The organism is Bacillus cereus group sp. BfR-BA-01311, from assembly GCF_022664295.1.
In the GTDB taxonomy this organism is placed as follows: domain Bacteria; phylum Bacillota; class Bacilli; order Bacillales; family Bacillaceae_G; genus Bacillus_A; species Bacillus_A cereus.
This window is the reverse complement of the sequence record NZ_JAKUHC010000001.1, coordinates 459,083-479,391: the sequence shown is the minus strand read 5'-3', so window position 1 is coordinate 479,391 and position 20,309 is coordinate 459,083. Positions and strand designations below refer to the sequence as shown.

Sequence of the window (20,309 nt, the reverse complement as noted above, 5' to 3'; positions counted from 1 at the left end):
GATTTTATCTTGAGAATTATCACTCTAAGTATTCTTCTAGTTGCTCTTTTAACTCTTCCTCAATCTCATAACAAGATTCATCAGCGAGTTCCCCTACTTTCTTACTCCCCAAAATGTTTGATTGAATTGGCATTCCTAAAAAGATTCTTTCACATTTCTAAATTGTAATATTATGAAATCCAATCAGCTCTTTTTCTTCATCTAATATAGCTATAGCAACTGATGAATAATAACCCACCTCAAAGGAATTCTCTTTTTCTCTTGCAAATCCCATATCTAATTCCATGTGTTTTTCTATGTATAAATGTGAATACTCTTTATGCAGTTTAAGTGATATTCGCTCTATTTCCTTCTCCATACATTGAATGTTCTCTTTTAACTCCAACGTAAACTCCTGTTCTTTATATTTCATTTTCGCCTCTTTAAACATAGAAAAAGAGAATACAATAACATATCCTCTTTCCTCAAATATATTTCATTATCTCACAGCCCGTCCTTTTCACAAATAACCATTTTGTTCGCACCATTTATGAAATTGTCCTACGTCTACTCCAACTAACACGATATCCTTTAACTCTACATCAATGATTTGTTCTCCAATTACAATAGCAAACTGCGATGCTAATTTTGTCTCATTTTTCTTTACAATTCCAATTCGGTTCCGATGCGGTCCATCTTTTATATATGCTTTTTGTCCTACAATATCAAAGTTCAAAATTCTCACCTCTTTTACTGCGCTCAAATTGGAAATACGATCTCCACCTCGGAAAATTTCCTTTCATTGCACTATTTCTCTATATATATGACGAAACAATAAAAGAGTCCTTCCTTCTTTACAATTATTTTTTCTTTGTTTCATTTTTGTGATTGAAACGTAAAGTTTATAATAAAATACACTTGGAAGCGCTTTCTATGTAATTTTTTATGTTATAATATATAAGTAGAACTTCGTAAAGAGGGTTAAAAAATGAATACAAAAATGATTAAAAAAGTAATTGAAGCATTAAAAGTATATGGCTTTCAGGATGTATCATTCTGTGACAAAACGAAGCAATTTTTATTTCATAACGAAACCGATATTATGAGCGGCTATGCAGAAATAACATATAGTAGTCAATTTGAAAAATTCAACGTACAAATTCATCCAATTGAAACGCATCACCAAGCAGAGTTACAAGAGATTGAAAGACATATACAAGCTTGTATAAGAAAAGTGGAATATTTAAACGCACTTCTTACCGGGCAGACAAAACTAGATGATAAAATTATTATTATGTAAAAAAAGAACGTGATCCAATCACGTTCTTTTTTCATTATACGTTCATCTTTTCCTTTAGTTGTAATCCTGTAACAGATTCTAATACATCCATCGATTCTCCAAATGTCATATCAAAAATTGTCTTGTCCTCTATGTATGGAAACTGTCTGAAACGCTTTTCTAACACCTTCACAGCATCTGATGTAAAGTTTGCACTATCAATGCCAAATTCTGTTTCAAGAAGAACGATCCAATCTAACACATGAAAACCTAATCCATTGACGAATGAAATCAATTTTTCTTCTGGGTTTGAAGATAAGAATACTTGGCGTTCCATCTCACTAAAAAGTTCTTCTCCTAAGATTTCAGCTAACTCATCATCATGTTCACGTTCAACAAGTTCTTCGTAGCCGTAATCATCCACAAGCTCTTCTACTTCTTCACTATCCTGACAAAGCAATTGACTAAGAAGTGCCTCTTTCTTAAATTCACTATTTTGTACGACTTCTAAAAAGCTCGTTTCCCATCCATTTTCTAATTTCATATTATGTACTCCTTTATATACGTTTCTTATCATCACTGTACCCAAAAGATCACTTTTATAACCTTTTAGGTAGTTACTATTATTTCATATGATTCATAACATAAGATGCAAACTCAGCTACATCTCCTTCAAAAATATTTATTTCTGGCAAGTGATAGAACGTTGTTTGGAGCGGGTTTCCTGCATGATATACATATATCGTTTTCTCTAGTGTAATCGCCATTCCAAACTCTGTATGGCTCCCATTTCCGCCATCTAATATAAGTAAAAATACATCCGCTTCTTTTACAGCATTTTGTTCTGCCTGACCAATTTCTCTTAATTGTTCTTCATTTGCTGCTTTTTCGTTTTTGGTCCAATCATATGTATGGTGCCATCCTGCATGTTTCAGTTCATTTGCTACGGAACGTACAAGATGTTTATTTTGGAAACCTGAGGCGATATAAAAATTCATTTATATACACTCCTTCATTATGTATGGGGAAACTCCTTTTTAGCGTTATTTGTTATAGCTACAATAAAGAACAACTTCAAAAAAAATCCCCATCTTTAAAACTTATTTGCGTTTAAATGATGGGATGCTTCATGGTCTTCTTTTATTTTTTGTTTTTTATAACTTTCATCAGCTAACATTTCTAGTTCAGCTGTTATCTCTGACTTTTCAAGCTCTCTTTCTTGCGAAAATTTCCTTGAAATATAAACAATAACACTACCAACGTACAACACAAAGCATATAATAAGTGCAGTATTTTCATAGAGACTTAGCTCCAACACAGTCACTCCTAATCCATTCGTATTTTCACGCCTCATTAATTGGAATTTCCCTATTAACCCATTTGTTATCCCGCTATTTGAGGGCAGTAAGACTCCCTCCTCAAAATTCAGTAACAGTAAAGAAGTTAGATGTGGGATGCACCCAACTGATTAAAGTTTCACTTTATTGTAACATAAAAATATCAATTCTTGGAATCTTTCACCCTACTAAAAGAGGCATGATTATTTCATCATGCCTCTGAAATATTTTGAATGATTGTTTTAATTGCTTCTTTTCCATTATATTTTTTTAGTGCTATTTTATACTTCTCATTATTTTGATTTAATTCTTCGACATACTTTATAAGAGATTTTACATTTACATCTTCTTCATATAATACGGAGGCATATCCTTGTCTTTCAAAGGACTCTGCATTTAATATTTGATCTCCACGGCTTGCAAATTTCGATAATGGAATTAAAACCATCGGCTTTTGTAATGTTAAAAATTCAAAAATTGCGTTGGAGCCCGCGCGTGAAATAACAAAATCTGTTACCGCTAATATATCTGGCAGTTCTCCATGTACGTATTCAAATTGTCTATATCCTTCTTTATTTTGTAAACTTTCATCAAGGTTACCTTTTCCGCAAAGGTGAACAATTTGATACTTTTTAAGAAGTTCTGGTAATGCTTCTCGAGCCGTATCATTAATTTTTTTCGCGCCCAAGCTGCCTCCCATAATCGTAATAACTGGCTTTTTACGTGAAAAACCTAAAAACGCTAAACCTTTTTCACGATTTCCCTTCAGCACTTCTTCACGTACAGGAGACCCCGTATATATTACTTTTTCTTTCGGTAAATGTTTCGCTGCTTCTTCAAATGTAACAAATATTTTCGAAGCAAAACGAAGCGCAATTTTATTTGCTAGTCCTGGCGTCATATCAGATTCATGTAATAAAACTGGTACTCTATTTAGCCATCCGCCAATTACGACTGGTACAGATACGAAACCACCTTTTGAAAAAATCACATCTGGTTTTAGTTTTCGAATTCTTACATACGCATCCATAACACCCTTCATTACAAGAAAAGGATCTTTTATATTTTTTAAATCAAAATAACGACGTAGCTTTCCACTCGAAATACTATAGTAGGGAATGCCTTCCTTTTCTATAATCGTTTTCTCAATACCTTGGTGAGAACCAATATAAGAGATATCCCAGTTGTCTTCCTGTAAATATGGGATAATGGCTAAATTAGGTGTTACATGTCCTGCCGAACCGCCACCTGTAAAGACTATTTTCTTCATACGTCTCCCCCTTCTAGACTATAATACACTAAAATATCTTGCCTCAGGGTGAGAAAATACCATAGCCGTTACGGACGCTTCTGGCTCCATCATGAATCCTTCTGTTAATGAAATACCTATTTCCTCTGGATGAATTAAGCGAAATAGCTTTTCTTGATCTGCAAGTTCTGGACACGCCGGATAACCAAATGACACTCGTATTCCTCTATATTTCGTACGGAAACGTTCTTCCATCGTCAGTTCAGGTGAGTCCGGAATGCCCCAGCGGTCACGAATGAGCATATGTGTTTTTTCAGCAAGTCCTTCCGCTAATTCAAGCGCTAACGATTGAATGGCATGACTACGTAGGTAATCACCTTTCGCCTTCCACTCTTCAGCAATATCCCGAACTCCTTCCCCAACCGTAACAGATAAGAAAGCAACATAGTCCATCTCATCTCCTATTGGGCGCAAATAATCACCTAAAGTACGATAGGGAGCCTTTCCTTGTCTAGGGAATGTGAAACGCTCTATAACACGCGTATGATCTTCTGGATCATATATTACAATGTTTTGTCCGTCGCTTTGCGCTGGGAAAAATTGATACACTGCTTTCGGCTTTAACCAAGATTGTCCTTCCTGCAATAATTCATCTATTAAATCATTTAATTCATGTGCTCTCTTATCTCCCTCTTTCAAAAGCTTCTTCACATTTCCTTTTAATCCAAGGTGATGCCCAAGTAGCATTTGTCTATTCAGAAATGGTGCGAGATGAAGGGCTGGAACATCTCGTAATACAATTCGTTTTGTTGAATCAGGCACCATAACCTCTGATTTTGGTAATGGCTCAATTACTGCTGGAATTTCTACTTTCTTCTCCTCTTTTTTTACGATATGAAGATGACGTTCTTTTTTATCCTGCTTCATCTTCTCACGCTCTTCTTCTTTTTGAAGCTTATTAATAATATCGAGCCCCGTCATCGCATCACTCGCATAACAAACGAGTCCTTTATATGATGGTGAAATCCGATTATCTGTAAACTTTCTCGTTAACGCTGCACCACCTACAACAATGGGCACATCAATATTTGCCGCTTTTAAATCTTCAGCAGTCGTTACCATTTGTTGCGCTGATTTTACTAATAAACCTGAAAGGCCTATAATGTCCGGCTTCTTTTCTTGTACTTCTTGAACAATTCGATCCGAACGTACATTAATTCCTAAATTAATAATCTCATATCCGTTATTCGCTAAAATAATTTCAACGAGATTTTTCCCAATATCATGCACGTCACCTTTTACAGTTGCTAACAATACTTTCCCTTTTTTCGCACTATCACTAGATTCCATATGTGGCTCTAAATAGCTTACAGCGGCTTTCATACTTTCGGCACTTTGCAATACTTCAGCAACAATAAGTTCATTATTATTAAATAGTCGTCCTACCTCGTCCATCCCTGTCATAAGCGGACCGTTAATAATATCAAGAGGTTTTCTTCCTTCTTCAAGTGCAAGACTTAAATCCTCGTGTAATCCTTGTTTCGTACCTTCTACAATATAATTTGCTAGTCTTTCATCAAGCGTTAACGTTTCTTGCACAACGACATCTTTCTTTTTAGCAACTCGGTAAAAGTTTGTAAATTCTTCTAACGTCTCTTTCGTCGTTTCAAACAGTAATGCATCTGCAAGGCGTTTTTCTTCCTCTGGAATCGACGCATAGCGTTCTAATTTTTCCGTATTCACAATCGCGTAATCTAATCCTGCTTTCGTAGCATGATATAAAAAGACTGAATTTAATACTTCACGTCCAGCCGGTGGTAAACCAAATGATATGTTACTTACACCTAAAATCGTTAAACACTCTGGTAACGCTTCTTTAATAAGGCGAATTCCTTCTATAGTCGCTGCCGCTGAGCCAATATATTCTTCATCACCTGTCCCTACTGGAAACACAAGTGCATCAAAAATAATATCTGACGGGCGTATCCCATACTTCTTTGTAAGTAATTCATAGCTTCTTTTCGCAATTTCTATCTTTCGTTCCGCACTAACCGCCATACCGTCTTCATCAATTGTTCCTACAACTATAGCGGCACCATACTTTTGAAGAAGCGGTGTCACTTTTTTAAATCGTTCTTCTCCATCTTCTAAATTAATTGAATTAATAACAGCTTTTCCTTGAATATAAGTAAGAGCTCGCTCCATCACATTTTCATCTGTTGAATCAATCATAATCGGTACTTTTAAAACTTTCGTAACTTCTGCTAAGAAGTTTTCCATATCTTCTATTTCATCGCGATCAGGATCTGCCATACAAATGTCAATAATATGAGCATTTTTCTTCACTTGCGCTCTTGCCACTTCAGCAGCCTCTTCAAATTTCCCTTCTGCTACTAAGCGTTTAAATTTACGTGACCCAATAACATTCGTTCTTTCACCTACAAATAACGGTCTCATAGACTCATCATATTGCAGTGCTTCTAATCCACTAATTCCATGTCCTTCTCTCTCATGATGGTCACGAGGCCTAAGAGATGCTAGCGCGGATTTCATTGCTTTTATATGTTCTGGTGTCGTGCCACAACAACCACCAATAATATTAACCCATCCTTCTTCAGCAAATCGCTTCACCTTTTCAGCAAGAGAAGATGGAGATTCATGGTAATGTCCATCTTCATCAGGAAGACCTGCATTTGGATAACAAGAAATGTAACACTCCGATAAATCAGATAGTGAACGAATATGGTCCCTCATAAACTCCGGACCAGTCGCACAGTTTAACCCAACAGATAATGGTTTCATATGTTCTACTGATAAATAAAAAGCTTCAATTGTTTGCCCAGCCAGAGTCGTTCCCATTGGCTCAATCGTTCCTGAAATCATAATAGGAACCGTTTTTTTCAGTTCTTCAAAAGCGGCTTGAATTCCAATATAAGCTGCTTTCACGTTACGCATATCTTGACTCGTCTCAACGAGTAATACATCAACTTCTCCTTTTAATAATCCTCGTGCCTGCCTTGTATAAGCCTCAATCAATTCTTCAAAAGTCACACCACCTGTAACACTAATTGCTTTCGTTGTTGGTCCCATCGCTCCCGCAACATATACTTCCTTCCCGCTTTCTTTAACAGCTTGCTTCGCCAAAAGTGCTGCCTTTTCATTTAGTTCTTCATCTAAATGAGACAGATCATAATCACTTAGTACAATATTCGTTGCCCCAAATGTATTTGTTTCAATAATATCCGCTCCAGCTTCAATATAAGCTTTATGAATCTTTAAAATAACGTCTGGTCTTGTTTCCACTAAATATTCATTACAGCCCTCGTACTCTTCTCCTCCGAAATCTTCAGCAGTTAAATCCTCTTGCTGAATCATTGTCCCCATTGCACCATCTAATATTAAAATGCTATTTTTTAATTTTTCTTCTATACACTTCATCAATTAATACCTTCTTTCACTTCTTGCTTTTCTCTTACATATTTAACAAGATGTTCTGTAATTTCATACTTTAAAAATGGTGTAATAAGATAAATACCATTAAAATATTTCATCGCTGCGTCGACCAATTCTTGTGAAATGCGGATCCCTTCCTCAATTGCTGCCTCTTTTGTTTCATGTCCATCCATTCTCTCTCTTATTTCTTCAGGAAGAGTAATACCCGGCACCTCAAAATGAAGAAAATCTGCATTCCGCTTACTTACTAACGGCATAATTCCAATAAAAATAGGTTGTTCCAAATGCTTTGTCGCTTCATACACTTCTTCAATTAACTTGATATCGTAAATTGGCTGAGTTAAAAAATACTCCGCTCCAGCATCTATTTTTCGTTCCATTCGCTTAACCGCTGCTTTTAAGTGCCTCACGTGAGGATTAAATGCGCCGCCTACAGAAAACCTTGTCGCCGGTCCAATTGATTTCCCTAAAATTGAACGTCCATCGTTCATTTCTTTAATCATTTTAATAAGCTCAATAGAGGATAAATCATATACAGAAGTGGCACCGGGAAAATCACCAACGCGCGCTGGATCACCAGTTAAAGCTAACACTTCTTCCATCCCTAACGCCGATAAACCTAACAAATGAGATTGTAGTCCAATGACGTTATGATCTCTACACGTTAAATGCGTCAATACTGGGATATCATGCTTCGTTAATAACGCACCCATCGCCATATTAGAAACACGAGGCGATGCTAATGAATTATCTGCTAGAGTAATAGCATCTGCTCCCGCTCTTTTTAACGCTCTTGCTCCTTCAAAAAAACGCTGTGTATCTAACGTTTTCGGTGGATCTAATTCCACTACAACTGTCGTTTGTTTTTTCGCTTTCTCTGCTAGAGTGACGTGAGCCTTCGAACGTTTCTCATGCGTATGAACGACTTTCGGCCTTTGAATCGTGTCTTTTTCTATTACAGGGGTAATATTCGCAACAGCGCGCTTCATACTTTGAATATGTTCTGGAGTCGTACCACAACAACCACCCAATAACCGAATACCTTGCTCAATAAATCTCGGTGTCATCGCTTCAAAATAAGCTGGGCTTCCCTCATATACGTAACGTCCATCCACATAATTCGGGAGGCCTGCATTTGGGTATGCTGATAAATAGCCATTTTGAGGAATCGATATCATTTTGAAAGCTTCCGTCATATGAAGCGGCCCTAGTTGACAATTCAATCCAACAACATTTGCACCGTAATCTATAAGTTGCTTTAATATTTCATTGACATCATTTCCATTTTGAGTCGTACCTGCTTCATGTAACGCTAATTGCGCAACAATTGGAATATTCGTTTGCTTACGCAATACTTTAACGGCATGAAGTAATTCAAATTCATCGTAAAAAGTTTCTAATAGTAATCCATCAACCTGTTCTTCTAGTAAAGCCCCTGCCTGTTCAAGTAACATAAACTCTCTTTCCATATCAGTCGTTGTAACAGCTCCGATATGTTTCATACCACCAATTGTTCCTAAAATTGCATTTTTATCTGTCACAGATGCTTTCGCCAGTTTTACTGCCGCTCTATTAATTTCTGTAACTTGATTTTCTAAACCATACATACGTAATTTCGCCTCATTTGCTCCATACGTATTCGTTTGAATTACATCTGCTCCAGCAGCTACATATTGTTTATGAATCGATATAATTAAGTCTGGATCAGATACATTCAATTCTTCAAAGCTACTTTGCAAACCATGTGAATGCAATAACGTCCCAACCGCACCATCACCTATTACAATTCCTTTTGATAATAAATCTAGTAATTTCACGACTCTCCCTCATTTCTATCAATATAAAAACCCCCTCTTCACTTTGAAGAGGGGGACATAATCGTTCCTCCTCTTATTATGCAAAACATTCATTTTGCAGGTATTAGCACCGTTTCAAACATTTCGTTTGAAGGTTGCCGGGTTTCACAGGGCCTTTCCCTCCACCGCTCTCAATAAGAGTTGTCTTTATTATTTTATTTATGTAGCTAAAAGGAAATGCGTTCCCCTTTTAACAATGTTTGTTAATTTTTTAATAAATTTAGCATGCACAAAAGTAAAAGTCAATGACACTTGCGGAAAAATAAAAATTATTTAAAATAAAGTTGCAATTCAGTTATATTTTATTGTAAAGTTAAAAACATAATAAAAATTTCATACGAACATTCTTATCTAGAGAGGTAGAGGGACTGGCCCTGTGACGCCTCAGCAACCATTAACATTTTGTTAATAAGGTGCTAATTCCAGCAAATTGTGAAAGATTTGACAGATGAGAAGAAGACTCTATTCAAACCGAAAGCCTTCTTCTTAGAAGGCTTTTTTTATTTTATATTCACTTAATGTTTCAATTTAAAAAGGAGGAATTTTCACATGTCAACAATCGAAACAAAACTAGCACAAATCGGAAATCGCAGTGAAACTACAACCGGAACGGTTAATCCACCAGTTTATTTCTCAACCGCTTATCGTCACGAAGGAATTGGTAAATCTACTGGCTTTGACTATTCACGAACTGGCAATCCAACTCGCGGTCTTTTAGAACAGGCGATCGCAGACTTAGAATATGGCGAACAAGGTTATGCCTGTAGTTCAGGGATGGCGGCTGTTCTCCTCGTCCTTTCTCTATTCCGCTCTGGAGACGAACTTATTGTATCTGAAGATTTATACGGGGGAACGTATCGATTATTTTCTGAGCATGAAAAAAAGTGGAATATTCGATGTAGATACGTAAATACACAGTCTATTAAACAAATTGAGCAAGCTATCACAACTGAAACGAAGGCTATTTTCATAGAAACTCCAACTAATCCATTAATGCAAGTTACTGATATTGCTGCTGTCGCAACTGTAGCGAAAAGGAACGGACTACTTCTTATTGTAGACAACACTTTCTACACACCTTATATACAGCAACCATTAACAGAAGGTGCTGACATTGTACTTCATAGCGCAACGAAATATTTAGGGGGACATAACGATGTACTAAGCGGGCTTGTCGTTGCAAAAGGAAAGGAACTTTGCGAGGAAATCGCTCATTATCATAATGCATCAGGTGCAGTTTTAAGCCCATTTGACTCATGGTTATTAATTCGCGGTATGAAAACGTTAGCGCTTCGCATGAGGCAACATGAAGAAAATGCGAAAGCAGTTGTTGCGTATTTAAATGATGAGGACGGGGTGACAGATGTATTTTATCCAGGAAGAGGTGGCATGATCTCATTCCGCCTTAAAGATGAAGCTTGGATTAATCCATTCTTACAATCTTTATCCTTAATTACATTTGCCGAAAGTCTTGGTGGTGTAGAAAGTTTAATGACTTATCCAGCAACGCAAACACATGCTGATATTCCTGAAGAAATTAGAACAGCAAACGGCGTATGCAATCGTCTTCTTCGATTCTCAGTTGGCATTGAAAATAGTAACGATTTAATTCAAGACTTAAAGCAAGCAATTAAACTCGTAAAAGAAGGTGTAAGAATATGAGCTATTCTATAGATACACTCTTACTACACAACCAATATAAACACGACTCGCAAACAGGCGCTGTGAACGTTCCTATTTATAACACATCAACTTTTCACCAGTTTGATGTAGATACGTTCGGAAAATATGACTATAGCAGGTCAGGAAATCCAACTCGTGAAGCTCTTGAAGATATCATTGCTTTATTAGAAGGCGGAACAAAAGGATTCGCCTTTGCATCAGGCATTGCAGCGATTTCCACTGCATTCCTCCTTCTTTCACAAGGTGATCACGTACTCATTTCAGAAGATGTGTACGGAGGCACTTACCGAGTGATAACTGAGGTACTCTCCCGTTACGGTGTTTCACATACATTTGTTGATATGACCAATTTAGAAGAAATAAAACAAAACATTAAACCAAATACAAAGCTCTTTTATGTAGAAACACCTTCTAACCCACTTTTAAAAGTGACAGATATTCGCGAGGTCTCTAAACTCGCAAAATCTATTGGGGCTCTTACTTTTGTTGATAATACATTTTTGACACCACTATTCCAAAAACCACTTGAACTTGGAGCTGATGTCGTTCTTCATAGTGCTACAAAATTTATTGCTGGTCATAGTGATGTTACTGCCGGATTAGCAGTAGTAAAAGATTCAGAACTCGCTCAAAAGCTTGGATTTTTACAAAATGCATTCGGTGCTATTTTAGGACCTCAAGATTGTTCTCTCGTACTTCGCGGTCTAAAAACATTGCATGTACGCCTCGAACATTCAGCTAAAAATGCCAATAAAATCGCACATTATTTACAAGAGCACTCTAAAGTTAAAAATGTCTATTATCCGGGATTACAAACTCATCTCGGATTTGATATTCAACAATCTCAAGCAACATCAGCTGGAGCGGTCTTATCGTTTACTTTGCAGTCAGAAGATGCACTCCGCAAATTTTTATCAAAAGTAAAATTGCCTGTTTTTGCAGTTAGTTTAGGAGCTGTAGAGTCAATTCTTTCTTATCCAGCAAAAATGTCACATGCAGCACTGTCGCAAGAAGCTCGTGATAAAAGAGGAATCTCTAATTCATTACTTCGGTTATCAGTCGGTCTTGAAAATGTTAACGATTTAATATCCGATTTTGAAAATGCCCTTTCTTATGTAGAAGAACCTGTAAATGCATAGAGAAAAAGAAGATATGAGATTAGGTTTTCATATCTTCTTTTTATGCGGTTTAGCTATATTCATTTGAATTTCTTCTTTTCTTATAGTCCATAAAAAATAAAAGTATATCATCTATTTCTAAATAATGGGTTAATTGATATATTAAGAAATAAAAAGGGGTGAAAATAATGGATACTTGTGCAGATATTTTAATCGTTATCGATTTACAAAATGGCGTATGTTATAGCGAGGAGCATTTATTTGATTTACAGAACTTACTAACAAAAGTAAATAAAAGAATTTCTTCATATAGAAAATTAAATAAACCAATCCTTTTTGTTCAACATTGTGATGATGATTTAGTACCCGAGAAAGAACTTTGGGCTATTCATACCGATCTAGATGTTCAAGAACAAGATTTTTTTGTAAGAAAAACACATGCAAATTCATTTTATAAAACAAACTTAAAAGAAATTTTAGATCAATTATCTGTAAATCGCATTGAATTTTGTGGCGCCCAAACAGAGTACTGTATGGATGCAACGATTAAGTTTGCCCACGGACTAGGATACGAAAACTTTATGGGACAGAAAACAACCTCTACGTTGAATAATCCTTTTATGTCCGCAAAAGAGACAATTGATTTTTATGAGAACATATGGAATCACAGATTTTTAACGTTGCTAAAAGATGAATTTTAGAATAAATGACTAATGACTTGATCATCCTAAGATTTATCAGCCGTAATCAAATATTTCATTATCACCATAAAGAAGCGAATGACATTCAGCTTCTTTTCTTTTAACCTGTTTTATATTCTATATATATCATTATAATTCCTTTGTCATATTATTTTAAAAATTTCGTATATTCATTTGAAAGAATAAGAAAATCATGATAAAATTGTGTTACAAATATATCTATATCTTTCAATTTTTAAAACGCATCGAAATTTTCACCCAAAAATGTCATTTTACAAAAACATGCTAATTTACCTATTTTATTTACATCCGGGTCTCTTTTCTTACAATTTCTTTACTTTAGGACTTTTTTTCTGCAACAACTATTTTCTTTTCTTTAAATTTTTGGTATGTATAGTATGGTATAATAGCTCACACGGAGGTGGAAAAGAACATGTTAGAAACCTTTCAAAAAGAATTAGAACTATATGAAAGTAATGCAGAATTATTAAAAGTGCTAGCTCATCCTGTTCGTTTATGTATCGTAAAAGGATTAATCGAGCGCGGTCCAAGCAACGTTTCTACAATGTATACTGGCTTAAACATGCCACAATCTACAATTTCACAGCATTTAGCAAAATTAAAAAGCGCTAAAATCGTTTCTAGTGAAAGAAAAGGATTGGAAATTTATTACAAAGTAGAGAATGAAACAATCATTCAACTCGTTCGCGTATTATTAGGTTAGGGACTAATAATCGCAGAAAAAGAACGTATTCTATATTTTTTATCTCATATCTTTAATATAAATATATATCATGAGAGGAAATATATAATACTACATAAGTCGTATTAAAAAACAAGACACAGTATATACTGTGTCTTGTTTTTTATATTGTTACATACCGATCCAAATGTAAATGTTGCATATCTTTTGTATGTATAACAACATCAAACGAACTCCCTACTCCTCCATTTAAAATCATAGAACGAACTGCTCGATTTTGTTTTTGCGTTTCAGAAAAAGGATTCGTATCTTGATGGCTCGTAAGCTGTTCTAATATCCCTGCAGCTAACAAGAACTCAGATTGTTTCTTATGCCATACTGCACTCATTCCTTGCATACTAAACATCTCCTTTAGCTCGTCCCAATGAACATGAGTAGTAAGATCCATTTCACCTGGATGCGCTAGTGGGTTACGCATTAGCTTATGCTGATAATATCCTCGCAAACTTCCTTCGCGGTGTGCTGGATGCATCCATTCTTCTTTTGTGTATCCGTAATCAACTGTAATACATATACCTTTTTGAAACCATTTCGAAATTTCTTTTATATACTCCTCCATAACAATTGGTACTTCAAAACGTTGCCCTTCAGCAATATGAATATTATATTTCAATAAATAGCGACCAATTCTTTTATTTAACGGCCTACATACTTCTGAAAGGTTTCCTTCCTCTGTATATGTAATACGTACTTCATACAATATACCATTTCTTTTCTCAATTACTTCAACAGGAAATGCATCAAACAACTCATTCGAAAAAAGAATTCCCTCGAAAGAATCTCCCATTTCACTATAGGAGGTATAGTACGATACATTAGAAAATGAGCCAAGTTTCTCCTGCTGTAATTTCCTATGAAAAGGGCTCACTTCAATCATTGAATAGTTTAAATTAATAAAGGTGTTTGGAGATAATTGCTTCCATTCTTGTAAAACATCATAGGCAAACTTCCCTGTTCCCCCACCAACCTCACAAATATTCGAAGCAACTTCACCATTTTCAACAAGACGAATAAAAAGTTTAGCAAAAGTTTTTGCAAAAACAGAGGATACATTGCTACTTGTAAAAAAATCCCCTTGTCTTCCAATCTTTTCACGTTCTTTCATATAATATCCATGACCCTCCGTATACAATACAAGGTTCATATACGTACTATATGAAATTGAATAATCCTTTTCTTTCCCCATCCATTCTCTTAAAATGAGCTCCATTCCCATAATGACTCCTTATTGTAAAAACGGATTATTTTCTTTTTCAAAGCCAATGCTTGTTTCTGGACCATGTCCACATAATACCGCTGTTTCATCTGGTAATACAAATAATTTCTCTTCAATACTTCCAATTAATTCAGCAAAACTTCCACCAGGCAAATCTGTTCTTCCAATGCTCATTTGGAACAATACATCTCCTGAGAATACAGCATTCGCTTCTTTACTATAATAAGAAATACTTCCTGGAGAATGTCCTGGTGTCTCAAAAATTTCAAAATTAAATGATCCAATTGTTAATGTACCTTCTGCATCAATAATATGATCCGCTGGTTTTGCTGTAATACTGCGGTTCATCATAAAAATTTGAGAGCCGTTTACAGTTGCATCTCCTAACCAATCTGCTTCTTCTTTATGTACGTACACAGGAATATGAAAAGCGTCTCTTACGGCATCAACAGCACCGATATGATCAAAGTGAGCATGTGTTAATAAAACAGCCAATGGTTTTAATTGTTCTTCTTGTAAATATGTAACGAGCTTTTCACCTTCATGACCAGGGTCAAAGATAATGCACTCTTTTTGATCGTTCATTAAAATATAAGCATTTGTTTGTAATGGGCCTAACGGCATTTGTATCCATTTCATATGAAAATCTCCTCCAGTTGTTAAACTTACTTTTAATGATACAACATTTCTTTCTCTGAGGAAAAGAAAGGATGCTATCTCGACAATCATTTTTAAAACATGTACAATATAAAAGAGTAAATATTCCAAAAACTCATAATAAGAAATGGGTAGACAGAGGAGGATATTGTATGGGCCTTGTTATTATTTTTACACTTGTCACTCTGTTAGCTGTATTTGCTACGCTTAGAACACTTCGTGAAAAAAACTTTTTCGCGAGCGGCTTTGCAATTGCAACTGTACTCGTTTTCGGATGGTTTACGATCATGACTGTTCTATATAACGGGTATCCACCAGCAGCTTAATTCGTTTACACTTTATTCTTCATCGAGATTTTACACAAAAAGAGGAAGGGTTCCCCCTTCCTCTTTTCATATTTCACAACTTATATCATCTTCGCTTCGTATTTGTGCTTTTTTACAAGCCAAGCTCCTCCGATAACACCTGCATCATTACCAAGTGTTGCAATAGCTAACTTCGTGCTCTTTACAGCACGTGAGAAAGCGTATTGCTCGAAATAGCGTTGAATTGGTTCTAATAGCGCATCTCCAGCTTTAGACACGCCTCCACCAATAACAATTTTCTCTGGGTTCAATGTACTAGAAAGGTTCGCTACAGCTAATCCTAAATAAGAAGCTACTTTTTCTACTACTTCACCTGCTAATTCATCACCTTGTCCAATTGCTTCAAAGACATCTTTTGATGTAATACGTCCTTCTTCAGCTAACATAGAACGCAACATGCTCTCTTTATTAGTCTCTTGTATTTTTTGCATAGCAACACGTACAATACCTGTCGCAGATGCTACTGTTTCTAAGCAACCAGACTTCCCGCAATTACATGGGAAAGCATTTTCTGTAACGACTGTAATATGTCCAATCTCACCAGCAGCACCACTCACGCCGTGTACAATCTCACCATTGGCGATTACACCACCACCAACGCCCGTACCAAGTGTCATACAGATTAAATCTTTTGCACCTTCACCAGCACCTTTCCACATTTCACCAAGCGCTGCTAAGTTTGCATCATTATCAATAACAACAGGTAATCCTGTTTCTACTTCTAATAAATCTTTTAGCGGATAGTTTTTCCATCCTAAATTAACCGCTTCATAAATCATTCCAGACGCCACATGTACAGGACCAGGAGCTCCCATACCAATACCAATTAATTTGCTCTTCAATTCGCCTAATTCTTCTAGCTTTTTATCAATTGCTTTCGCAACATCAAGTGTAATATGTTTTCCTTGCTCACCTGTATTCGTAGGGATTTCCCACTTATGTAAAATTTCACCGTATACATTAATAAATGCTAATTTAATCGTTGTACCACCAAGGTCAACACCAACTAACCATTTCTCTTCCATGTTGCTTACCTACCTTTATCTAATTCTTATTTAGCTCTTTTTGAATTTCTTGCTTCAATAAAAATAAAGCTGTTTGATAGTCTTGTGGATCGATTAGCTGTGATTGATTTAATTCACGCAATTCATCTTGCATTAATTGTAAATCTGCAATTCGATCTCCCGTATAAATAATCGTACCAAATTTCTTTAGCAATTGCTGAATATCATAAATAGATACCATTTCATCACCCTCTATGCTCACTTACTATAAAAAATTATAATAAGAAAACGTTCACATATTTTATTATAATCAAGAAGAAAAAGTCTCGTCAATTTTTATTTGTCTATACAAGCTTATTTATAAGCAGTGTTCCTTTTTCTGTAATAATTTTTTCTATGTTTTTATCAAATGGCTCTACTGGAATGTGTTTTACCATTTGAAAATCATACGCTAATGACAGCGTTTTCCCTTTATAATGCACGAGATAACGATCATAATAGCCACCGCCGTACCCAATTCGCTCTCCTCGTTCTGTATAAGCTACGCCTGGGACAATTTGAAGATCAATTTCATCCATATTCACTTCTTCCGTAAGCCCAGGAATCGGTTCACGTAAATTCATATACACCGTTTCTAATTGATCAAAATTATTAATTTGCCGGAAGGACATCGTTCTAGTTCCTTTATTACACTTAGGAACTACAACTTTCTTTCCTTCTTCCCAAGCTTTTTCGATAATAGGATATGTATTCACTTCATTTTCCATTGAAAGAGTAATTCCAATTGTTTTAGCTTCAACCCACTCTTTTTGCGCATACAACGAAAATGCAATCTGTTCTGATAAAGTTGTATACTGTTCTTCTGATAAAGAATTCATGTGTTCTATTATTTGTTTACGTAAACGTACTTTCTCTGCTTTCACACATTCTCCCCCTTACAGTGACACTTTACTCTATGCTGATAGTGTATCACTTTTAACATAGGAATCGAATAAAAAAAGAAACAGTAGGAAAATATTCCTACTGCTTACTTTGTTTCACGGTGTAACGTAGACTTCTTGTCACGCTTGCAATACTTTTTAAGCTCGATACGCTCAGCGTTGTTACGTTTATTTTTCTTTGAGATATAGTTACGATCTCCGCATTCTGTACATGCTAGAGTAATATTCACACGCATTCTTATTTCCCTCCAGTACTAATAACTTAAATCAGACTATACTATAATACCACTTTTAAAATAAAAATTCTACACCTTTTGATATTGTCTAATTTTTTCTATAAGATTTTTCATATTTTCCCTTGCTATTACTGGGTTTCTAGCATGTGAATACACCAAAAATTTTGGTTGTTTTGTGTCAGAAACGATATAAGACCACTCTTTTTCAGTATATTTGAACTGTACTCCTTCAAATATACCTTCTCCCTTCCTTTCTATATCATCCAATAATTTCCTCATAATTTCCCCTTTTTCATTCCATGAACATACCACTTCATCATAAAGTAAATAGAGCGGAGGTGATTGCTCTACTATGCTGAGAAACGTTTTTCCTTGCAATGCTATTAGCTCGAATAATTTTCCAATCCGATATAAAATATCTCGCTTCCACCTTACTTGAAACGACTTTCTTTCATCCTGCGTATAAAATAGAAGATAACATTCTCCTAACTTCAAAGACATTGGGTAAATATTTCTTGTCGATTCGAGTAAGAAATCTGGAATATCTACCTCTTCCAAATCTGTACCTTGGTAAATATTACTATGTTTATCGTATAATTCGAAATGATTTCCTTGCTCAGAAAACATAAGAGCCATATTCGCTTTACTTGATTTCATCAAAGCTTTCACATGATCTTTTTGTTCGCTTGCATAAATCCATGTAACTGTACAACCAAGTCTTTGCAGAAAGAGCATGAGTAAATGTTGCAACGTATCATTTCTCTTATTAATAAGAAGATGAAACTTCTGCATCTGTATTTTCTCGATATCAATATGCTCCAATATAACTTCTATATACTCATTCATAGAAACATGAACGAGCTTATTACGCCCCATTTCTTTCTCATGCACGTAATAAAACAATTCGGACATATATACTTGTTCTATCTCTTTTTGCTGCTTATACGTTAACGGCATGCCAGCTTGACCGTATAACTTTATAACAATCTCATTCTCATTCTCCACTTGAATGAAAACACCACCTGCACATTGCAACTGGTGAACACTATATTGAAAAAGTGACTCGTTCATTTCTTTACATTCCATCGTATGAATCCCTATACCATGAATAGCATGTAAAAATAAATTTTTATAAGAGGTTGTTTCTATATTTTCTTGACTTCCAATTAATATACTTTCTCCTTTTTTAAAAAGAGAACCATACGCCATCGCAATCTTCACGATAAACTGCGGAGTAATTTCAACATTCCCTCTTCCTACAATGCGGCTTTTTTGTAACCACCCTGCACTCATTTCACTTTCTTGAATACCAGCCGCTCCTACTATCGAATGACTATCAATCGCCTTATAAGGCCATAGTTTTCCTTTTTGCTTAATTACCGTACTTCTTCCGATGTGACAGTGATCCGCTACAACACTTTTTTGAAACAGTGTAACATCATCTTCAACTATTGTACGCTCTCCTATTGTCGTTTCTAATAGTTCACAATACTTCCCAATGTGGGTATTTGCAAAAACAATACTTTTTTGAAGATGAGAATAATTTGAAACGATACTATTTTTCCCAATAATAGAATATGGCTCAATTACAGCTCCTGTACCAATCTTTGCTCCTTCTCCAATAAAAGAGGGGCCATGAATTTTCGTCCCTTTACCAATCGTCACCCCTTCTCCCATCCATACCATCGGTAATACTTCTGTATAAGGAATAGGTACTTGTAACTTTTTCGTTAACAAATCAAATTGTGCTTGTCGATATTGATTAAATGTGCCGATATCTAACCAATAACCTTCTGACAAATATGCGAATAACACATTTTTGTTTGCCAATAACGGAAACACATCATGACTGAAATCAAAAAATTGCCTAGGCGGTATGTAAGAAAAGATTTCTGGCTCCATAATATATATGCCTGTATTCACAACATTAGATACTACCTCATTCCAGCCCGGCTTTTCTATATATCGTGTAACCTCCTGGTCTTTATTCATTACAACCAATCCAAATGAGAGTGGATTTTCTACTTCTTTCACAAACATTGTTACCATTCTTTTCTTTTGTTCATGAAACCTAATTCCTTCTGATAATTGAAAGTCAGTTAATGCATCCCCGCTTATCACAACAAATGTTTCATCTAAAAATTGTTCTGCTTGTTTAATACTCCCTGCTGTACCAAGCGGAGGAGAGTCTTCAAAATAATACAAGTTAACTCCCCATTTACTACCGTCACCAAAATATTGCTTAATGGTCGTACTCATATATTGAACAGTAATTGCAATTTCACGAATACCATGCTGGCGTAATAACTCAATATTATATTCTAAAACTGGTTTTTCTAATAATGGTAACATCGGCTTTGGAGTATTACATGTTAATGGTCTAAGGCGCCTTCCTTTTCCTCCAGCTAAAATAACCCCCTTCATATACTTCAGCCTCCACTTATATAATGTTCAGTAACTCCATATACCATA

At 35.6% G+C, this 20,309-nt stretch carries 20 protein-coding genes, 1 pseudogene and 2 riboswitches; of the genes and pseudogenes, 6 read left to right on the top strand and 15 right to left on the bottom strand.

The window, feature by feature from the left end; all coding sequences use genetic code 11:
- Window positions 1-19: 19 nt before the first annotated feature.
- Both MR136_RS02510 and MR136_RS02505 read right to left on the bottom strand, forming a co-directional pair.
- Window positions 20-412 (bottom strand): annotated as a pseudogene (locus MR136_RS02510) (hypothetical protein).
- Window positions 413-499: 87 nt separating this feature from the next.
- The gene (locus MR136_RS02505) at window positions 500-715 is read right to left on the bottom strand and encodes a DUF3912 family protein (protein ID WP_001008326.1); all 216 of its coding nucleotides are present in this window, start codon (window positions 713-715) and stop codon (window positions 500-502) included.
- 252 nt (window positions 716-967) lie between these two features.
- Between MR136_RS02505 and MR136_RS02500 the strand changes: the two genes are divergently transcribed.
- Window positions 968-1,279 (top strand): hypothetical protein, encoded by a 312-nt coding sequence (locus MR136_RS02500; RefSeq protein WP_001093237.1) that lies wholly within the window; start codon window positions 968-970, stop codon window positions 1,277-1,279.
- Window positions 1,280-1,313: 34 nt separating this feature from the next.
- Here MR136_RS02500 and MR136_RS02495 read toward each other — a convergent pair whose 3' ends face one another.
- From MR136_RS02495 to MR136_RS02470, 6 genes are all read right to left on the bottom strand, one after another.
- The gene (locus MR136_RS02495; RefSeq protein WP_000764267.1) at window positions 1,314-1,802 is read right to left on the bottom strand and encodes a hypothetical protein; all 489 of its coding nucleotides are present in this window, start codon (window positions 1,800-1,802) and stop codon (window positions 1,314-1,316) included.
- A 79-nt stretch (window positions 1,803-1,881) separates the two neighbouring features.
- Entirely contained in the window at window positions 1,882-2,256 is a 375-nt protein-coding gene (locus tag MR136_RS02490) for a nucleoside 2-deoxyribosyltransferase (RefSeq protein WP_001012343.1), read from the bottom strand.
- A gap of 95 nt (window positions 2,257-2,351) precedes the next feature.
- Entirely contained in the window at window positions 2,352-2,612 is a 261-nt protein-coding gene (locus tag MR136_RS02485; protein ID WP_001250699.1) for a DUF3966 domain-containing protein, read from the bottom strand.
- Between the two features lie 194 nt (window positions 2,613-2,806).
- Window positions 2,807-3,865: an undecaprenyldiphospho-muramoylpentapeptide beta-N-acetylglucosaminyltransferase gene (gene murG / locus MR136_RS02480; RefSeq protein ID WP_000724775.1), complete on the bottom strand. Its 1,059-nt coding sequence runs from the start codon at window positions 3,863-3,865 to the stop codon at window positions 2,807-2,809.
- Window positions 3,866-3,883: 18 nt separating this feature from the next.
- Window positions 3,884-7,282 carry a methionine synthase gene (gene metH, locus MR136_RS02475; protein WP_061457706.1) on the bottom strand — a complete coding sequence of 1,133 codons (3,399 nt, stop codon included), beginning with the start codon at window positions 7,280-7,282 and terminating at the stop codon, window positions 3,884-3,886.
- Window positions 7,282-9,114, bottom strand: coding sequence for a bifunctional homocysteine S-methyltransferase/methylenetetrahydrofolate reductase (locus MR136_RS02470; protein ID WP_000770352.1), 1,833 nt, complete (start codon window positions 9,112-9,114; stop codon window positions 7,282-7,284). Before MR136_RS02470 ends, metH begins: the two co-directional genes overlap by 1 nt.
- A 70-nt stretch (window positions 9,115-9,184) precedes the next feature.
- Window positions 9,185-9,294, bottom strand: a riboswitch (SAM riboswitch).
- Window positions 9,295-9,497: 203 nt separating this feature from the next.
- Window positions 9,498-9,608, top strand: a riboswitch (SAM riboswitch).
- A gap of 94 nt (window positions 9,609-9,702) precedes the next feature.
- Here MR136_RS02470 and metI point away from each other — a divergent pair.
- The 4 genes from metI (at window position 9,703) to MR136_RS02450 (ending at window position 13,379) form a co-directional block, all read left to right on the top strand.
- Window positions 9,703-10,815, top strand: coding sequence for a cystathionine gamma-synthase/O-acetylhomoserine thiolyase (metI, locus tag MR136_RS02465; protein ID WP_017673550.1), 1,113 nt, complete (start codon window positions 9,703-9,705; stop codon window positions 10,813-10,815).
- The gene (gene metC, locus MR136_RS02460; RefSeq protein ID WP_000122299.1) at window positions 10,812-11,975 is read left to right on the top strand and encodes a cystathionine beta-lyase; all 1,164 of its coding nucleotides are present in this window, start codon (window positions 10,812-10,814) and stop codon (window positions 11,973-11,975) included. Before metI ends, metC begins: the two co-directional genes overlap by 4 nt.
- Window positions 11,976-12,142: 167 nt before the next feature.
- A complete protein-coding gene (locus MR136_RS02455; protein WP_000379157.1) occupies window positions 12,143-12,655 on the top strand; it encodes a cysteine hydrolase family protein in 513 nt (170 codons plus the stop codon).
- A gap of 433 nt (window positions 12,656-13,088) precedes the next feature.
- Window positions 13,089-13,379: an ArsR/SmtB family transcription factor gene (locus MR136_RS02450; RefSeq protein WP_000894377.1), complete on the top strand. Its 291-nt coding sequence runs from the start codon at window positions 13,089-13,091 to the stop codon at window positions 13,377-13,379.
- A gap of 142 nt (window positions 13,380-13,521) precedes the next feature.
- Here the strand turns inward: MR136_RS02450 and MR136_RS02445 are convergent, their stop codons facing one another.
- Entirely contained in the window at window positions 13,522-14,634 is a 1,113-nt protein-coding gene (locus tag MR136_RS02445; RefSeq protein ID WP_000525150.1) for a class I SAM-dependent methyltransferase, read from the bottom strand.
- A gap of 9 nt (window positions 14,635-14,643) precedes the next feature.
- Window positions 14,644-15,273, bottom strand: coding sequence for an MBL fold metallo-hydrolase (locus MR136_RS02440; RefSeq protein WP_000871225.1), 630 nt, complete (start codon window positions 15,271-15,273; stop codon window positions 14,644-14,646).
- A 170-nt stretch (window positions 15,274-15,443) separates the two neighbouring features.
- On the opposite strand from MR136_RS02440, the gene MR136_RS02435 reads away from it, so the two are divergent.
- Window positions 15,444-15,617 carry a DUF2759 domain-containing protein gene (locus tag MR136_RS02435; protein WP_000524852.1) on the top strand — a complete coding sequence of 58 codons (174 nt, stop codon included), beginning with the start codon at window positions 15,444-15,446 and terminating at the stop codon, window positions 15,615-15,617.
- An 80-nt stretch (window positions 15,618-15,697) separates the two neighbouring features.
- Here MR136_RS02435 and glcK read toward each other — a convergent pair whose 3' ends face one another.
- The 5 genes from glcK to MR136_RS02410 form a co-directional block, all read right to left on the bottom strand.
- The gene (gene glcK / locus MR136_RS02430) at window positions 15,698-16,681 is read right to left on the bottom strand and encodes a glucokinase (protein WP_017673547.1); all 984 of its coding nucleotides are present in this window, start codon (window positions 16,679-16,681) and stop codon (window positions 15,698-15,700) included.
- Between the two features lie 19 nt (window positions 16,682-16,700).
- Window positions 16,701-16,901, bottom strand: a complete 201-nt coding sequence (locus MR136_RS02425) for a YqgQ family protein (RefSeq protein WP_000253699.1) — start codon at window positions 16,899-16,901, stop codon at window positions 16,701-16,703.
- 103 nt (window positions 16,902-17,004) lie between these two features.
- A complete protein-coding gene (locus MR136_RS02420) occupies window positions 17,005-17,583 on the bottom strand; it encodes a 5-formyltetrahydrofolate cyclo-ligase (RefSeq protein ID WP_000642750.1) in 579 nt (192 codons plus the stop codon).
- A gap of 104 nt (window positions 17,584-17,687) precedes the next feature.
- Window positions 17,688-17,837 carry a 50S ribosomal protein L33 gene (rpmG, locus tag MR136_RS02415; RefSeq protein WP_001265616.1) on the bottom strand — a complete coding sequence of 50 codons (150 nt, stop codon included), beginning with the start codon at window positions 17,835-17,837 and terminating at the stop codon, window positions 17,688-17,690.
- A 69-nt stretch (window positions 17,838-17,906) separates the two neighbouring features.
- Entirely contained in the window at window positions 17,907-20,261 is a 2,355-nt protein-coding gene (locus MR136_RS02410; protein ID WP_061457708.1) for a sugar phosphate nucleotidyltransferase, read from the bottom strand.
- Window positions 20,262-20,309 lie beyond the last annotated feature (48 nt).

What these genes read in the sequence shown, in the direction of transcription:
- MR136_RS02440 (WP_000871225.1), bottom strand. Translation starts at nt 15,273, where the DNA reads ATGAAATGGATACAAATGCCGTTAGGCCCATTACAAACAAATGCTTAT.
- metI (WP_017673550.1), top strand. Translation starts at nt 9,703, where the DNA reads ATGTCAACAATCGAAACAAAACTAGCACAAATCGGAAATCGCAGTGAA.
- MR136_RS02410 (WP_061457708.1), bottom strand. Translation starts at nt 20,261, where the DNA reads ATGAAGGGGGTTATTTTAGCTGGAGGAAAAGGAAGGCGCCTTAGACCA.
- MR136_RS02490 (WP_001012343.1), bottom strand. Translation starts at nt 2,256, where the DNA reads ATGAATTTTTATATCGCCTCAGGTTTCCAAAATAAACATCTTGTACGT.
- murG (WP_000724775.1), bottom strand. Translation starts at nt 3,865, where the DNA reads ATGAAGAAAATAGTCTTTACAGGTGGCGGTTCGGCAGGACATGTAACA.
- MR136_RS02445 (WP_000525150.1), bottom strand. Translation starts at nt 14,634, where the DNA reads ATGGGAATGGAGCTCATTTTAAGAGAATGGATGGGGAAAGAAAAGGAT.
- MR136_RS02485 (WP_001250699.1), bottom strand. Translation starts at nt 2,612, where the DNA reads ATGAGGCGTGAAAATACGAATGGATTAGGAGTGACTGTGTTGGAGCTA.
- MR136_RS02435 (WP_000524852.1), top strand. Translation starts at nt 15,444, where the DNA reads ATGGGCCTTGTTATTATTTTTACACTTGTCACTCTGTTAGCTGTATTT.
- MR136_RS02425 (WP_000253699.1), bottom strand. Translation starts at nt 16,901, where the DNA reads ATGGTATCTATTTATGATATTCAGCAATTGCTAAAGAAATTTGGTACG.
- MR136_RS02455 (WP_000379157.1), top strand. Translation starts at nt 12,143, where the DNA reads ATGGATACTTGTGCAGATATTTTAATCGTTATCGATTTACAAAATGGC.
- metH (WP_061457706.1), bottom strand. Translation starts at nt 7,282, where the DNA reads ATGAAGTGTATAGAAGAAAAATTAAAAAATAGCATTTTAATATTAGAT.
- MR136_RS02450 (WP_000894377.1), top strand. Translation starts at nt 13,089, where the DNA reads ATGTTAGAAACCTTTCAAAAAGAATTAGAACTATATGAAAGTAATGCA.
- MR136_RS02500 (WP_001093237.1), top strand. Translation starts at nt 968, where the DNA reads ATGAATACAAAAATGATTAAAAAAGTAATTGAAGCATTAAAAGTATAT.
- metC (WP_000122299.1), top strand. Translation starts at nt 10,812, where the DNA reads ATGAGCTATTCTATAGATACACTCTTACTACACAACCAATATAAACAC.
- glcK (WP_017673547.1), bottom strand. Translation starts at nt 16,681, where the DNA reads ATGGAAGAGAAATGGTTAGTTGGTGTTGACCTTGGTGGTACAACGATT.
- MR136_RS02495 (WP_000764267.1), bottom strand. Translation starts at nt 1,802, where the DNA reads ATGAAATTAGAAAATGGATGGGAAACGAGCTTTTTAGAAGTCGTACAA.
- rpmG (WP_001265616.1), bottom strand. Translation starts at nt 17,837, where the DNA reads ATGCGTGTGAATATTACTCTAGCATGTACAGAATGCGGAGATCGTAAC.